This is a genomic window from Intrasporangium sp. DVR (assembly GCF_040365325.1).
In the GTDB taxonomy this organism is placed as follows: Bacteria; Actinomycetota; Actinomycetes; order Actinomycetales; family Dermatophilaceae; genus Intrasporangium.
This window is the reverse complement of sequence record NZ_BAABZW010000005.1, coordinates 222,557-236,724: the sequence shown is the minus strand read 5'-3', so window position 1 is coordinate 236,724 and position 14,168 is coordinate 222,557. Positions and strand designations below refer to the sequence as shown.

The window sequence follows — 14,168 nt, the reverse complement described above, 5'->3', positions numbered from 1 at the left end:
CGAGGAGGCCGTATGCCGCTGGGCCAGCTCCGTGAGACACGACCGGGTCGGGTGGGTGGCCTGGTCGAACGGCTCACGCCCGGATACTTCGCGCTCGTCATGGCGAGCGGCATCATCTCGCTCGGGCTGGACCTGCGGGGGTTCAGCGCGCTGTCGGTCGTGCTCTTCACGGTGTGCATCACCGCCTACGTCGTGCTCGTCACCCTCAACGTCTGGCGGTTCGTCGCCTTCCGGGCGGCGATGGTCGACGACTTCCGCGACCCCAAGCGAGCCTTCGGCTTCTTCACCTTCGTCGCCGGCACCAACGTCCTGGGTGCCCGGGCCGGGGCCGCCGGCTGGCACCACGTGACCGCGGCGCTGCTCGCCGTGTCGTTCGCCGTCTGGCTGGTCCTCGGCTACGTCATCCCGTGGAGCGCGGTGCTGAGCCGGTCTGAGCGACCCGTGGTGGCCCTGGCCAACGGCACGTGGTTCATCTGGGTCGTCGCCAGCCAGTCGGTCGCCGTGTCCGCCGCGACCCTCGAGACGGTCTTCACCAACGCGAAGGCCTACCTGGCGATCCTCGCGGTCTTCTCCTGGTCCGTCGGGGTGTTCCTCTACGTCGCCTCGGCCATCATCGTCTCGTTGCGCCTCATGCTCTACGAGCTGGACCCGAAGGACTTCGACCCGCCCTACTGGGTCTCGATGGGCGCGGTGGCCATCACCGTCGTGGCCGGCGCCCGCATCGTCGAGATGGACTCGGCGCCGATGGTGGACGCGACCCGTGGTCTCATCGCCGGGCTCTCCGTCGTCTTCTGGGCCTTCGCGACGTGGCTGATCCCCGCCCTCGTCGCGGCCGGGGTCTGGCGGCACTACGTCCGCAAGGTGCCGCTGGTCTACGTGCCGACGCTGTGGAGCATGATCTTCCCGTTGGGGATGTATGCCGTCGCCGGCATCTACCTCGGGCGCGCCGACCGGTTGCCCATCGTCGAGGCGATCGGCTCCGGCTGGCTGTGGGTGGCACTGACTGCGTGGGCCATCGTCTTCGTCGCCATGGCCAGGAGCGTCAGCGCCGCGCTCGCCCCCCGCTCCCGGGTCTGACCGAGCGCGGCGGCGGCGGTGAGCGCCGGGACGGCCGGGACCGCCGGACGAGGTCTGCCAGCGGCTACGGGCGGGGGATGTCGTGGAGCCAGGGCCGGTTGAGGTCGAAGGAGCGGCCGGAGATCTCGTCGACGCGGATCGCGACGACCACGGTCTTCGGGCTCGGCACCCACGGACGGATCGGCAGCTGCTCGACGATGTAGGCCTCCTGGCCCTCGAGGATGCGGGCGCGGCCGCGGACGATGACGCTGGTCGCTCGGTCGTCGACGATCTCGTCCACCTCGAAGGCGACGTCCGGGTTCGACGTGACGCCGAAGAGCTTGCTGCCCTCGCTCGTGATGAAGATGATCCGGTCGTCCCCGTCGACGGCATAGTTGATCGGGGCGATGTGGACCTCGCCGACGAGATGGAAGGCGAGCCGACCGAACTCCCGGGCCCGCAGGAAGTCCCAGGACTGTTCAGGGTGCAGGACGTGCGTCGGGCCGTCGTCCTCGTACTCGTGCATGTCAGTTCTCCCTCGTCGGCGGGTCCAGCTCCCGGGTCATCGGGTACTACGCAGTGTAGTAGGGGGCGGGGTGGTCCACCGTTCGCGTGCGAGGTGGATCACCGCGTGGTTCAAGCCTAGTCAGGCGGGCCACCTCCCCGCCGTCCGGGAAGTGGTGGGATTGACTATGCCCATGGACTTCTACAGTTCGTATGCCCACGGCTTCGCCCGCGTCGCTGCCTGCACGCTGCCGGTCGCCGCCGCTGACCCCGCCCGGAACGCCGACGCGGTCATCGAGCAGGCCCGCGCCTGCAGCGACCAGGGAGTGGCGCTCGCCATCTTCCCGGAGCTGTGCCTCACCGGATATGCCATCGACGACCTGCTCCTCCAGGACCCGCTGCTCGACGCGGCCGAGGAGGCCGTCGCGCGGATCGTCGAGGAGTCCGCCGACCTGTTGCCCGTCCTCGTCGTCGGGGCGCCCCTCGTCCTGGGCGCCCGAGTCTTCAACTGCGCCGTGGTCATCCACCGCGGAGCGATCCTCGGCGTCGCGCCCAAGGCGTACCTGCCGACCTACCGGGAGTTCTACGAGCGGCGCCACTTCGGAGCGGGCGACGACCAGCGGGGCAAGACCATCGAGGTGGCGGGGTGGACGGTGCCGTTCGGGACGGACCTGCTCTTCCGGGGGACCGATCTCGAGGGGTTCGTCATCGCGGTGGAGGTGTGCGAGGACATGTGGATCCCCGTGCCCCCGAGCGCCGAGGCGGCCCTCGCCGGGGCCACGGTCCTGGTCAACCTGTCCGGCTCGCCGATCACCGTCGCGCGGGCCGAGGACCGTCACCTGCTCAGCCGCAGTGCCTCGGTGCGTTGCCTCGCCGCCTACCTCTACGCCGCTGCCGGTGAGGGAGAGTCGACGACCGACCTGTCCTGGGATGGGCAGACGATGATCTACGAGCGGGGAATGCTCCTCGCGGAGACCGAGCGCTTCCCGGACGGCCCGCGCCGGTCGGTCGCCGACCTCGACCTCGACATGCTGCGGCAGGAGCGCATGCGGATGGGAACCTTCGACGACAACCGGCGCACGCTCACCGACCGGGTCAGCCAGTTCCGGACGGTCGAGTTCGAGGTCGGTCCGCCGGACGGTGACATCGGACTGCTGCGCAAGGTGGACCGCTTCCCCTTCGTCCCCGACGACGAGGAGCGGCTCGCCCTCGACTGCTACGAGGCCTACAACATCCAGGTTTCCGGACTCGAGCAGCGACTCCGGGCCATCGGCCAGCCGCGGATCGTCATCGGCGTCTCCGGCGGCCTCGACTCGACGCACGCCCTCATCGTCGCGGCCAAGGCGATGGACCGGCTGGGTCGGCCCCGCAGCGACATCCTCGCCTTCACCATGCCGGGCTTCGCGACGTCGGCGCACACAAAGAACAACGCGATCCGCCTCATGGAGTCGCTGGGGGTGACCTGGGAGGAGCTCGACATCCGGCCCGCCGCGACCGAGATGCTCCAGGGCATGGGACACCCCTTCGCCCGCGGCGAACAGGTCTACGACGTCACCTTCGAGAACGTCCAGGCCGGGATGCGCACCGACTTCCTCTTCCGCATCGCGAACCAGCGCGGCGGCATCGTCCTCGGCACCGGCGACCTGTCCGAGCTGGCCCTCGGCTGGTGCACCTACGGCGTCGGGGACCAGATGTCGCACTACGGCGTCAACGCCGGCGTCCCGAAGACCCTCATGCAGCACCTCATCCGGTGGGTCGTCTCCTCCGGGCAGTTCGACGAGCAGGTCGGCGCGACGCTGCTCTCCATCCTCGCGACCGAGATCACCCCCGAGCTCATCCCGGCCAAGGAAGGTGAGAAGCCGCAGTCGACCCAGGCGCAGATCGGCCCCTACGCCCTGCAGGACTTCAACCTCTACCACGTGCTCCGCTGGGGCTATCGCCCGTCGAAGATCGCCTTCCTCTCGTGGCACGCCTGGCACGACGCCGAGTCCGGGGACTGGCCCGCTGGATACCCGGCCGCCGAGCGCGAGGCCTACGACCTGCCGACGATCCGGCGCTGGCTCGAGCTGTTCCTCCGGCGGTTCTTCGCCAACCAGTTCAAGCGTTCGGCGCTGCCCAACGGACCGAAGGTCGCGGCCGGGGGGTCGCTCTCGCCCCGCGGTGACTGGCGGATGCCCTCGGACACCTCAGGAGCGGCCTGGTTGGACGAGCTCGACGCCAACGTGCCGGACGCCTGAGGCGCACCTCGGCCGGGCAGGTCGGCTCGGGTCACTCGTAGAGGACGTAGTCGACGGTCGGCTCGAGGGCCAGCACCTGCCGCGGCGTCATGAGGGGTCCGAACGCCCGGTCCTCCTCGAAGAACAGCTTGAAACCGACGTGCATCCCCTTGGGCAGCCGCGCCGTCAGCTTGCGCCACGTGGACACCTTCATCGTCCGGCTGCCGATCCCGTCCACCGACTTGACCAGGGCAACTCCGGCGCGCGGCACGATGGCCGACTCCTGCCGGATGACGTCGGGCGCGAGCTCGTGGACGATGACGGCCTTCTGCGGCAGGCGGTGCCGCTTGACGATTCGGGCGACCCACCGGGTCACCTCGTTGATCTCGGATCCGGTCGTGTGGCCGAAGACGCGCATGGGGACCTGCCCCGGCGCCATCGCCCACTCCGGATCGAGAGCCAGGCCGACGTCGGGCTGGCGGAGCCACTGCTCGTAGGCGCGGACCTCCTCGAGGAAGCTCGCCCGGCCCGGCTGGATGCCGAGGAGCAGGATCGCCCGGTGGCGCCGCGCCGCGTTCAGATGCTCCCGAATCACCGCGTCGGACAAGCGGCTCCGCCACTTGCCGTCGCGTCCCGGTGCCCCTTGCACCACGGTGGCGAGCAGCTCGAGGACGGGCTGGGGCACGCGGCCGCCCTCCCCGAAGCTCTCCGCACGTGCCTCGAGCTCGCGGATCCGGTCCTCGAGGTCTCCGACGCCCAGCCTGCCGAGTGCGGCCGAGCCCGGGGCGCCGGCGTAGCCCACGAGCCGGTAGTGGGGGAAGAGGACCTTCCCCCCACGGGGAAGCTCGGCCGGGTGGGTCCCCGCGGTCGACGGGTTCGCCGAGGCGGGCGGGGGCGGGTCCACCGGCCGCGACGTAGTGGACGCCACCGACGACGTGCTCGCCGACGGGTCGGGAGCCGGGGCGCCCGAGGAGGCGGCGGTTCGCTGGGGCGTGGTTACCGGGGCCTGACAGGCCCCGACCAGGGCCAGGGCTGCCACCCCCGCCGTCGTGATCCAGCGACGTGCGGTCGTGGTCGGCCTCACGGTGTGCTCCTCGATCGGCTTCGGGTGTGTTGGGGCGACTACCCACTGGCTGCGGCTTGCTACGGTCAGGGCATGACTGAGCAACCTGACGAGTCTGCCATCTCCCAGCGCGCCGAGCTGCTGCCCGAGGAGCAGGCGGCTGGCAGCGACGACGCCGAGGCTCAGGCGGAGGCCATCCTCGACGAGTCGGCGGAGCGCACCGAGCGCCCCGAGGAGACCCGTCGCGAGTCGACGCAGACGCCCGACTGACCCGTCACCGGGGTCCGCCCGGGGGGGGGGCGGGTCAGGTCATACGAGCCAGGTGACACGGGCCAGGTGACACGTTCCCGTGTCCGACCGAGCTGGACGAGCGGTCGGTGCGCGCCCTGTGGCTCGAGAAGACGACAGGTCAGGCGAGGGCCCCCCGGAGCAGCGTCACCAACGCGTCGAGCTGGACCGAGTCGGTGCTGGCGACCTCGACGTCGCTCCCGTCGAGAGCGCGGGCCGCAAGTCCCTGCTTCGAGTCGATGAGCTCGGCGATCCGTGTGTCGACGGTGCCGGCTGCCAGGATCCGCCACGCCGTGACCGGCTCGTCCTGGCCGATGCGGTGGACCCGGTCGATCGCCTGCTGCTGCTCGGCGGCCGTCCAGGACAGCTCGCTGAGCACGACGTTGGACGAGGCATGCAGGTTGACGCCGACGCCGGCCGCGAGCAACGAGCAGACCGCCACCGAGACCTCCGGATCCTTCTGGAACGCGTCGACCGCCTCCTGGCGCTGCCTGGCGGACTGGTTGCCCCGGATCGACACGGTCCGCAGGCCGGCCTCGGCCAGGATCTGCTCGGCCTTGTCCATGACGTCGAGGTGCTTGGCGAAGAAGACGACCTTGCCGACGGAGTGCGAGAGCTGAGCGGCGTAGTCGGCCGCCAGGGCCGCCTTCGCCTGTCCGATGCGACGCACGAGGGTGAAGACGTTCTCGCCCGTGCCCTCGCCGGAGGGTGCCTTGAGCTCCGCCATGGCGACCCGTCGGAGCAGTGCCTCGTCGGGCTCGCCGTCGACCTCGTGGCCGTGGCCCTCGGCGAGCTGGGCGCGGTAACGGCGGGCGAGGCGCTCGCCCAGGGCCCGCTCGGCCCGCTCGATGGAGCGTCCGGCGTCGTCGTCGAGCTCGACCGTGATGTCGGCGATCCGCTTGTCCGGCAGGTCGCTGGCGACGTCGACCTTGCGTCGTCGGACGATGCCCATGTCGATGACGGCCTGCCGGGCCTCGGGGTAGAACGCCCGGTCCATCGGCGTCAGGCCGGTCTCGTCGAGGCGGCGGACGATGTCGGCCACCGGCCTGCCGTCCTTGATCCAGCCGAGGAACCGCCAGATCGCGTCGAAGTCCTTGATGTCGTTGATCAGCGGGGTCCCGGTCAGGGCCATGAGCAACGGGTTGCCGCCGGGGGTCGTGGCGCGCAGCCGGTCGGCGAGCGCGAGGACCTGCTGGGAGCGCTGCGACTGGAGATTCTTGATGAAATGGGCCTCGTCGACGACCATCGACCTGAAGCCGAAGGTGGAGAGCCAGCCGAAGTGTCGGTCGAGGATCGCGTAGTTGACGACGAAGACGTCCGCGAAAGCGTCGACGTCCTCTCCGTCACCGTGGATGACGGTGACCCGGCGTTGCGGCGTCCAGCGCTCGACCTCGCGCGCCCAGTTGATCTTCACGACGTTGGGGACGACGGCCAGCATCGGGTAGGCGTCGGCCACCGAGGCCGCCAGGACCGACTGGGCGGTCTTGCCGAGGCCGGGCTCGTCGGCCAGCAGGAAGGTCCGGTGGCCCTGCTGCACCGCGCGCAGGAAGCGGGACTGGTGCACCATCAGCTGCGACCCGGGCGGGGAGAACCGGTCGATGCGCGGCTTGGGGGGCAGGTCCATCGTCGCTGCCTCCCCTCCTGAGCCCTGCTCGAAGGCGCGGTAGAGCGGGCCGAGGAGCTCCCATCCGGAGAGACGCCCGACATAGTCGTGCCGGTTGCCTGCGGACAGGTCCGGGGCGAGGAAGGGGTTGGCCCGCACCCGTGCCGGCACCGACTGGGGAGTGACCTGCTTGGCCGCGAGCTCAGGCGGCAGGGCCGAGGCGACCGGCTGGGGACGGGTGATGACGAGGTCCTCCGGAGCGAGCTCGGCGCCGGACTCGAGCAGCCAGTCGCGACGCATCTGCTGCGCGGCCGGTCCCGGCGTCGCTGCCGGGTCGAGGAGTGCGAGCAGGCTCGTGTCGCGGGCGGCGATCTGGGCGAGGATCCCGGCGATGCCATCGAGGCGCTTGAGCAGGTCGGCGCGCTGGCCACCGGGGATCGAGGTGTCGTCCTTGACGCGGGCTCGTTCGGCACGCATGAGCAGGGCGACGACCTGGAACTTGGTGCGGTTCGTCGGGGTGGCGCGGCCCTTGGAGGTCACTCGAGCCTCCACCTCCCGCACCCGCCGGGCGAGGATGGGGATGATCGGCGCGGGGTCGTCCTCCCGGTGGTTGGACCGAGTGGCGGAGCGGGACGGGCCCCTGCTGCCTGGGGAGCCGGCAGCACCGTTGGCGCTGTCGGATCCGGTGGCGGACCGCTGACGGACTCGCGTGGGCATCTTCCTCCTGGTGATGCGATGTGCATACCGTCCCGACGCGGCGGCCTCATGGGTGAGGCCGTAGGGAAGGTCCGGCTCTTCGGGCGCTCACTGCGGTCCCGATGTCCACACGTGCGTCGAGGTCAACCCCAGCGAATGGTGCTGGTCGGGGCCGAATGGCCGGGAATCCGGGTCGACGTCCACGCTCTCTGGACGCACCGAGTTTACCGCACCCGGAGCGCCCGGGCGTGCGACGCGCCTCCCAGGCGGTCAGCGACCGGCTGGGACCCTCTGGCTCAGCCGAGGTTGGTGCCGACCAGTGCGCCGATGAGGTAGGTGATGCCCATTGCCAGCAGGCCGCCGGAGACGGTGCGGACCATGGCGCGCACCCTCGGGCTGTGACCAAGGCGCGCGCCGAGCCAACCGGTGAGGGCCAGGGCCATCGCCACGCTGACCACCGTCACCCAGGTGCGCACCGAGGCGGGGCTGAAGGTGATGGTCACCATGGGCAGCACTGCGCCCGCGGTGAACGCAGCCATCGAGGCCCATGCGGCGTGCCACGGGTTGGTCAGGTCGTCGGGGTCGATGCCGAGCTCCACCTCCGCGTGCGCGCCCAGGGCGTCGTGGGCGGTCAGCTCGCGCGCCACCTGCTCGGCGAGGGGCCGACTGATTCCCTTGGCCTGGTAGAGCTGGGTCAGCTCCTCGAGCTCCCCGTGGGGATCCTCGCGCAGCTCGTGGCGCTCGAGCCGGAGCAGGGATCGCTCCGAGTCGCGCTGCGTGCTCACCGACACGTACTCTCCGGCCGCCATCGAGATGGCCCCGGCCACGAGTGCTGCCAGGCCGGCGATCATGATCGCGGCCTTGTCGCTGGTGGCGCCCGCGACGCCGACGACGACACCAGCCGTGGAGACGATGCCGTCGTTGGCTCCGAGAACGGCGGCCCGCAGCCAGTTGAGCCGGGTGCCCATCGAGCCGTCGTGCGGCTCGTCGTGAGCGTCGTCAGGAACAGGGGTGGTCACGGCCCGATCCTGACACCTCGAGCCGGCCCGCGGACGGAGTGTCCCGTCTCGGCGGTGTCGTCACGCTCCCACCCCGGGCTCGCGGGGACAGCAACCTCACAGGATTCGCACAGGGAAGTGCTGGTCATGGCACAGGGGTGCCGGGTTCGATGGGTCCATGACCAACCAGGGCAAGATGTCGGCTGCGCAGCTCCAGCGCCTCGATGGTTCTCCGGTCCGCGTCCTCGTCGTCGACGACGAGCCCAACCTCACCGAGCTGCTCGGCATGGCGTTGCGCTACGAGGGGTGGGAGGTGCGCGCTGCGGGCACGGGCATGGAGGCCGTGCGAGCCGCTCGGGAGTTCGACCCCGACGCAGTCGTGCTCGACATGATGCTGCCTGACTTCGACGGTCTCGAGGTGCTCCGCCGGATGCGGACGGACAACCCGGGCGTGCCGGTCCTCTTCCTCACCGCCAAGGACGCCGTCGAGGACCGGGTCTCGGGCCTGACCGCCGGAGGCGACGACTACGTCACCAAGCCGTTCTCGCTGGAGGAGGTCGTGGCGCGCGTCCGCGCGCTGATGCGGCGAACGACGATGGCCGTGACGTCCTCGGACTCCGTCCTCGTCGTGGGAGACCTGACGCTCGACGAGGACAGCCACGAGGTCTACCGCGCGGGTGACGAGATCCACCTCACGGCGACGGAGTTCGAGCTGCTCCGATACCTCATGCGCAACCCGCGGCGGGTGCTGTCCAAGGCACAGATCCTCGACCGGGTCTGGAACTACGACTTCGGGGGCCAGGCCAACGTCGTCGAGCTCTACATCTCCTATCTGCGCAAGAAGATCGATGCCGGGCGTGAGCCGATGATCCACACGATGCGCGGAGCCGGGTATGTCCTCAGACCGGCCGTCTGAGGCGGCCCCGCCGCACCCCCGCCACGGCCCTCTCGGCGCCGCGGCCGAGCGGGCTCGGGCGGCTGCCACCCGCGTGACCACCCGCGTCAGGCCGTTGTCGACCTGGACCCTGCGGGCCAAGCTGATGGCGTCGATGCTCGCGCTCTTCACGGTGCTCAGCCTGGCCACTGCTGCCTTCACCGTCGCTGCTCTCAACCAGCAGCTGGTCGCGCAGGTGGACGAGCAGCTCAGGGACACCCTGCACGCACCGAGGATGATGGACGGCAACATGCGGCGAGGCGGGCCGGGTGCCGACAGCCTCATCGCCCAGTACACCCCGGGCAGCGCCGTCGGCTGGGTCCTCGCCCCGGAACGGGACGTCAAGCTCGGGAGCAGCGCCCTCGCCGCCATCAGCGCGGCCGACCTCGGCTCGACGGCCGAGACGGTCGACCTGGGCGCCCTCGGTCGCTTCCGCATGATGGCCCAGGCCGTGAACCTGCCCTCCGGCAACGAGCTCATCCCCGTCACCCTCGTCGTGGGCCTGTCGATGGCGCCCACCGATGCCACCATCGCCCGGATGGTCCTCATCGCCGCGTCGAGCGTCGCTGCGGGCGTGCTCCTCGTGGGCGGGATCGGGACGTGGATCGTCCGACGGAGCCTCGAGCCGCTCAGACGGGTCGCCGACACGGCCTCACGAGTCTCCCGGATGCCGTTGCACGCCGGCCAGGTCCAGCTGGTGGAGCGCGTGGCGCCCGCCGACACCGACACCCGCACCGAGGTGGGCCAGGTCGGGGCGGCGTTCAACGAGATGCTCGACCACGTCGACGAAGCCCTCAATGCGCGCCACCGGAGCGAGCAGCGGGTGCGCCAGTTCGTGGCCGACGCCTCACACGAGCTGCGCACCCCGTTGGCCTCGATCAAGGGCTACGCCGAGCTGTCGCGGCGCGAGCCGGAGTCGCTGACCGACACGGTCAGCCACGCGATGGGCCGGATCGAGTCCGAGGCCGGGCGGATGGGCTCTCTCGTCGAGGACCTCCTCCTGCTGGCCCGTCTCGATGCCGGGCGGCCCCTCGCCTCCGAGCCCGTCGACATGTCGATGCTCGTCGTCAACGCGGTCAGCGACGCCCACGCCGCCGCCCCCGAGCACCGCTGGGACCTCGACCTGCCCCCCGACCCCGTCGAGGTGCGAGGGGACTCCGCGAGGCTGCACCAAGTGGTCGCCAACCTGTTGGCCAACGCGCGGACCCACACCCCGCCGGGCACCCACGTGACCACGTCGGTCCGCCCGGACGGGGACCTCGTCCGGATCTCGGTGCACGACGACGGGCCAGGCATTCCCGAGGCGCTGCAGCCGAACGTCTTCGAGCGTTTCGCCCGCGGTGACAGTGCCCGCAACCGCGCAGGTGGCAGCACCGGGCTCGGCCTCTCGATCGTCGCCGCCGTCACCCGCGCGCACGGGGGGCGGGTGGAGCTGGCGAGCCGACCGGGGGACACGACGATCGCGGTCCTGCTCCCCGCAGCCTGACCACGCGCGGACCGCGCGGTCGCCACGCGAGCCGGCCCAGCGGCATACGGAACTGCTTCAGTCGCGGTCCTCGGGGGCCGCGCACGGCTCCCACCACGCGTCCTGATCGAGGGTGTCGTCCGCGCGGGACGTCCCGCCCGTCAGGGTGACGCGGCCGCCGGGCCGAGGGGTCAACAGGGTGACGGCATACTCCTCGGCGCATCGGCGAGCCCACCTGATCGGCTCGGACCACCAGTGCATCGCGAGGTTGAACGTCGCCCAGTGGACCGGGAGCAGGCGGGAGGTCGTGGCGTCCCCGCGGTTGACGTCGACGTGCGCGCCGATCGCCTGTGCCGGGTTGAGGTGGATGTCGGGCCAGTGGTCGCTGTAGGCGCCGATCGGCAGGATCGTCAGGTCGAAGGGGCCGAGGTCGCGGCCGATCTCCTCGAACCGGTGCGTGGGGCCGGAGTCGCCGGCGAAGTACACCGCATGCCGTGGCCCGCGCAGGGCCCACCCGGCCCAGAGCGTCTGGTTGCGGACGAAGCCGCGACCCGAGAAGTGCCTCGCCTCCGTGCACGTGAGGACCACGTCGCCGACCCGGGTCTCCTCGCGCCAGTCGAGGGCCGTGATGCGCTCCGCGGGAACGCCCCAGGTCTCGAGGTGCAGGTCGACCCCCACGGGCACGACGTAGCGGGGGGGGTGGCTGCGCTCGAGCTCGAGGACCGTCGGCTCGTCGAGGTGGTCGTAGTGGTCATGGCTGATGACCACGGCGTCGAGCGGCGGCAGGTCGGCGACGACGCACGGGACGGGATGCAGCCGTCGCGGTCCCACCACACCTGACGGCGAGACCCGGTCACTGAACACCGGGTCGAGGAGGAACCGATGCCCGTCGACCTCGACGAGGGTGGACGCGTGGCCGAGCCAGGTCACCGCGAGTCCCGCGGCGACCTCGGGCCACACCGGGCGCACGAGCGGGATGGTGCCCCGCGGCCGGCCCTGGGCCCGGGCGCGATAGGCGGCGACCGCAGGGTGGCCCAGACCCTCGCCCTCGGGTGCCGCCACCCACTGCGTCGGCTCATGGGACCGGAACTGGCCGTCGCGGTAGTTGGGTGAGGCGACGGCTCGTGCCCGCATCGCCCCTGGCGTGGCGCCGATCCGGCGCAGCACCGGCACCCTGCCCTTGGACCTCCCGGCCACGGATCTCAGCATGCTCACACGCCACGGTAACGCGGGTCGGCCGGCCCCGGCCGTGCGGCGGGCGAGTCGGGGCGTGACCCTAGTCGTGGTCCTCGGGTGCCGAGCACCCGTCCCACCAGGGCTCGGCGTACGTGGCGGCGACGGCGGCAGGCTCGCCCTCGGTCAGGTCGACGCGCTCACCCGGGCGGGGGGAGACCACCGGGACGCCGGCCTCGGCAGCCGCTCGCCGTAGCCGGCGCATCGGCTCGGCCCACCAGTGCATCGCGAGGTTGAACGTCGCCCAGTGAACGGGGAACAGCACCGACGTGCGGGCCGAGGTCGGCGCGCGCCGGCCGGTCCGGGTCGCCGCCCCCTCCTCGTGGGTTCCGCCGGGGGTGTCGATGCGCTGGTCGCCCTCGATGAAATCGTCCGCGACGCCGGCGGCGTCAGCGGTCACCGCTGCGGAGGCGCTCCCGATGCGGTTGACGTCGCGGTGCGCCGCCACCGCCTGCTCGGGCTCGAGGTGCAGGTCCGGCCAGAAGGGGTCGTAGGCGCCGATCGGCAGCAGGGTGACGTCGAACGGGCCGAGGTCGGCGCCGATGTGCGCGAAGCGCTTCGACGTGCCCGAGTCCCCGGCGTAGTAGGCGCAGTGGCGGGGCCCGTGGATGGCCCACCCGGCCCACAGTGTCTGGCTGTCCACCAGGCCGCGTCCTGAGTTGTGGCGGGCCTCGGTGCACGTCAGCCGCACGCCGGCCACCTCGGTGGAGTCGCGCCAGTCGAGCGCGGTGATCCGCTCAGGCGGCACCCGCCAGGCCCTGAGGTGGAAGTCGACCCCGAGCGGCACGACGTAGTGCGGCCGATGCGTGCGCTCGAGGGTGGCGATGGACGGGGCGTCGAGATGGTCGTAGTGGTCGTGCGAGATGAGCACCACGTCGACCCCCGGGAGGTCCTCGATCGCTCCGGGCACCGGGTGCAGCCGCCTCGGGCCGAACCGCGCGGACGGCGAGACGCGCTCGCCGAACACCGGGTCGACGAGGAGGCGGACCCCGTCGACCTCGAGGAGGGTCGTGGCGTGGCCGTACCAGGTCACGGCGAGGTCGCCCGCCTGCTCGGGCAGCTGCGGGGTCACGAGGGGAACCGTGCCGACGGGCCGGCCCCGACCGTGGACCCGGATCGCGGCGAGGAGTGCGCTGGTCTGCGCGCGCAGACGCGGTCGCAGCGACGGCTCGTCGGCCTCGAACCGCCGGTTCCGGAAGTTGGGGGAGTCGCGGACGGCAGGCACGATCTCCGACGTCGAGGCGCCCATGCGGTGCAGGACCTGCAGGAACTCGCGGGCGTGGGACCGGGTCGACACCACGGCGATGACGCGTGAAGCGGCTCGGGCGGACCGACGGTCTGACGTGGCCAGGCTGCGCATGTCTCTCCCTCTGCCTTCTCGGCCGCCCACCGCGGCTGCCCCCATTCTGGGGCCTCGCCGGCGTGGACGGGACGAGTCCCGCCCCGCAGGCTCCGGTTGGGGGAGGCCGGAGCGGCTCAGCACCACGTGGGACGTCCCAGTGACATTGACATGATGCCATCATGATGTCACTGTGGTGCACATGGACATCACCGAGTATGTGGAGGCGCTGCGTCAGGACCTCACCCGGGCGGCCGGCGCGATGGGGCCCGACACGGAGCAGGCGGCCCAGCGACTGGGCGTCGCCCTGGACTCAAGCGTCCGTCTCGCCCTGATGGACGCCCTCTCGCACGCGGCAGCCGAGATCACGAACGAGCTGGACGGCATCTCCGTGGAGGTCCGCCTCCAGGGCCGTGAGCCGGTCTTCGTCGTCGTGGGCGCCGGTCCTTCGGCCGTGGCCGAGGCGACCACCCCGATCCGCCAGACGGACACGGCGGCCCTGCCCGCCGACGACGAGGGGGCCGAGACCGCGCGCATCACGCTCCGCATCCCCGACGCGCTCAAGTCACGCGCGGAGGAGCTCGCCGCCGGGCGTGGACAGTCCCTCAACACCTGGATCGTCAATGCCGTGCGGCTCGCGACGATGCCGGGTGTCGACCTCACCATCAGCGGCCAGTGGGGCGCCGGCCCCGGGGCCCCTGGCCGCAACCGTTCCTCCAACAAGCGCATTCAGGGCTGGGTTCGCTGAAGCCCATCGCCAACCACCACACCGC

Annotated in this window: 12 protein-coding genes; 6 read left to right on the top strand and 6 right to left on the bottom strand. The window is 71.5% G+C overall.

All coding sequences use genetic code 11. From position 1 onward, the window contains the following. Positions 1-12 precede the first annotated feature (12 nt). Positions 13-1,077, top strand: coding sequence for a tellurite resistance/C4-dicarboxylate transporter family protein (locus tag ABWV20_RS05655; RefSeq protein WP_353353850.1), 1,065 nt, complete (start codon positions 13-15; stop codon positions 1,075-1,077). 64 nt (positions 1,078-1,141) lie between these two features. On the opposite strand, the gene ABWV20_RS05650 is transcribed toward ABWV20_RS05655, so the two are convergent. Beyond that, a complete protein-coding gene (locus ABWV20_RS05650) occupies positions 1,142-1,582 on the bottom strand; it encodes a pyridoxamine 5'-phosphate oxidase family protein (RefSeq protein WP_353353849.1) in 441 nt (146 codons plus the stop codon). 172 nt (positions 1,583-1,754) lie between these two features. Between ABWV20_RS05650 and ABWV20_RS05645 the strand changes: the two genes are divergently transcribed. Then, positions 1,755-3,797, top strand: coding sequence for an NAD(+) synthase (locus tag ABWV20_RS05645; protein ID WP_353353848.1), 2,043 nt, complete (start codon positions 1,755-1,757; stop codon positions 3,795-3,797). Positions 3,798-3,828: 31 nt separating this feature from the next. Here ABWV20_RS05645 and ABWV20_RS05640 read toward each other — a convergent pair whose 3' ends face one another. Further along, positions 3,829-4,680, bottom strand: a complete 852-nt coding sequence (locus ABWV20_RS05640; protein WP_353353847.1) for a hypothetical protein — start codon at positions 4,678-4,680, stop codon at positions 3,829-3,831. A 252-nt stretch (positions 4,681-4,932) separates the two neighbouring features. Here ABWV20_RS05640 and ABWV20_RS05635 point away from each other — a divergent pair, with 252 nt between their 5' ends. After that, entirely contained in the window at positions 4,933-5,109 is a 177-nt protein-coding gene (locus ABWV20_RS05635; protein ID WP_353353846.1) for a hypothetical protein, read from the top strand. A 139-nt stretch (positions 5,110-5,248) separates the two neighbouring features. Here the strand turns inward: ABWV20_RS05635 and ABWV20_RS05630 are convergent, their stop codons facing one another. Beyond that, positions 5,249-7,447 (bottom strand): DEAD/DEAH box helicase, encoded by a 2,199-nt coding sequence (locus tag ABWV20_RS05630; protein ID WP_353353845.1) that lies wholly within the window; start codon positions 7,445-7,447, stop codon positions 5,249-5,251. Positions 7,448-7,722: 275 nt separating this feature from the next. Further along, positions 7,723-8,394 carry a VIT1/CCC1 transporter family protein gene (locus ABWV20_RS05625; RefSeq protein ID WP_353354193.1) on the bottom strand — a complete coding sequence of 224 codons (672 nt, stop codon included), beginning with the start codon at positions 8,392-8,394 and terminating at the stop codon, positions 7,723-7,725. 208 nt (positions 8,395-8,602) lie between these two features. On the opposite strand from ABWV20_RS05625, the gene ABWV20_RS05620 reads away from it, so the two are divergent. Together ABWV20_RS05620 and ABWV20_RS05615 are read left to right on the top strand one after the other, a co-directional pair. Continuing rightward, positions 8,603-9,340: a response regulator transcription factor gene (locus tag ABWV20_RS05620; RefSeq protein ID WP_353353844.1), complete on the top strand. Its 738-nt coding sequence runs from the start codon at positions 8,603-8,605 to the stop codon at positions 9,338-9,340. Next, positions 9,318-10,844 (top strand): sensor histidine kinase, encoded by a 1,527-nt coding sequence (locus tag ABWV20_RS05615; RefSeq protein ID WP_502901758.1) that lies wholly within the window; start codon positions 9,318-9,320, stop codon positions 10,842-10,844. Before ABWV20_RS05620 ends, ABWV20_RS05615 begins: the two co-directional genes overlap by 23 nt. A 57-nt stretch (positions 10,845-10,901) precedes the next feature. Here ABWV20_RS05615 and ABWV20_RS05610 read toward each other — a convergent pair whose 3' ends face one another. Then, positions 10,902-12,020 carry an MBL fold metallo-hydrolase gene (locus ABWV20_RS05610; RefSeq protein ID WP_353353842.1) on the bottom strand — a complete coding sequence of 373 codons (1,119 nt, stop codon included), beginning with the start codon at positions 12,018-12,020 and terminating at the stop codon, positions 10,902-10,904. A gap of 79 nt (positions 12,021-12,099) precedes the next feature. Further along, complete coding sequence (locus tag ABWV20_RS05605) at positions 12,100-13,416, bottom strand: MBL fold metallo-hydrolase (protein WP_353353841.1); 1,317 nt, start codon at positions 13,414-13,416, stop codon at positions 12,100-12,102. A 181-nt stretch (positions 13,417-13,597) separates the two neighbouring features. Between ABWV20_RS05605 and ABWV20_RS05600 the strand changes: the two genes are divergently transcribed. Beyond that, on the top strand, positions 13,598-14,143 hold the full coding sequence (locus tag ABWV20_RS05600) for a toxin-antitoxin system HicB family antitoxin (protein WP_353353840.1): 546 nt from the start codon (positions 13,598-13,600) through the stop codon (positions 14,141-14,143). Positions 14,144-14,168: the final 25 nt, after the last annotated feature.

What these genes read in the sequence shown, in the direction of transcription:
- ABWV20_RS05655 (WP_353353850.1), top strand. Translation starts at nt 13, where the DNA reads ATGCCGCTGGGCCAGCTCCGTGAGACACGACCGGGTCGGGTGGGTGGC.
- ABWV20_RS05650 (WP_353353849.1), bottom strand. Translation starts at nt 1,582, where the DNA reads ATGCACGAGTACGAGGACGACGGCCCGACGCACGTCCTGCACCCTGAA.
- ABWV20_RS05645 (WP_353353848.1), top strand. Translation starts at nt 1,755, where the DNA reads ATGGACTTCTACAGTTCGTATGCCCACGGCTTCGCCCGCGTCGCTGCC.
- ABWV20_RS05635 (WP_353353846.1), top strand. Translation starts at nt 4,933, where the DNA reads ATGACTGAGCAACCTGACGAGTCTGCCATCTCCCAGCGCGCCGAGCTG.
- ABWV20_RS05630 (WP_353353845.1), bottom strand. Translation starts at nt 7,447, where the DNA reads ATGCCCACGCGAGTCCGTCAGCGGTCCGCCACCGGATCCGACAGCGCC.
- ABWV20_RS05625 (WP_353354193.1), bottom strand. Translation starts at nt 8,394, where the DNA reads ATGGGCACCCGGCTCAACTGGCTGCGGGCCGCCGTTCTCGGAGCCAAC.
- ABWV20_RS05620 (WP_353353844.1), top strand. Translation starts at nt 8,603, where the DNA reads ATGACCAACCAGGGCAAGATGTCGGCTGCGCAGCTCCAGCGCCTCGAT.
- ABWV20_RS05615 (WP_502901758.1), top strand. Translation starts at nt 9,318, where the DNA reads ATGTCCTCAGACCGGCCGTCTGAGGCGGCCCCGCCGCACCCCCGCCAC.
- ABWV20_RS05605 (WP_353353841.1), bottom strand. Translation starts at nt 13,416, where the DNA reads ATGCGCAGCCTGGCCACGTCAGACCGTCGGTCCGCCCGAGCCGCTTCA.
- ABWV20_RS05600 (WP_353353840.1), top strand. Translation starts at nt 13,598, where the DNA reads ATGGACATCACCGAGTATGTGGAGGCGCTGCGTCAGGACCTCACCCGG.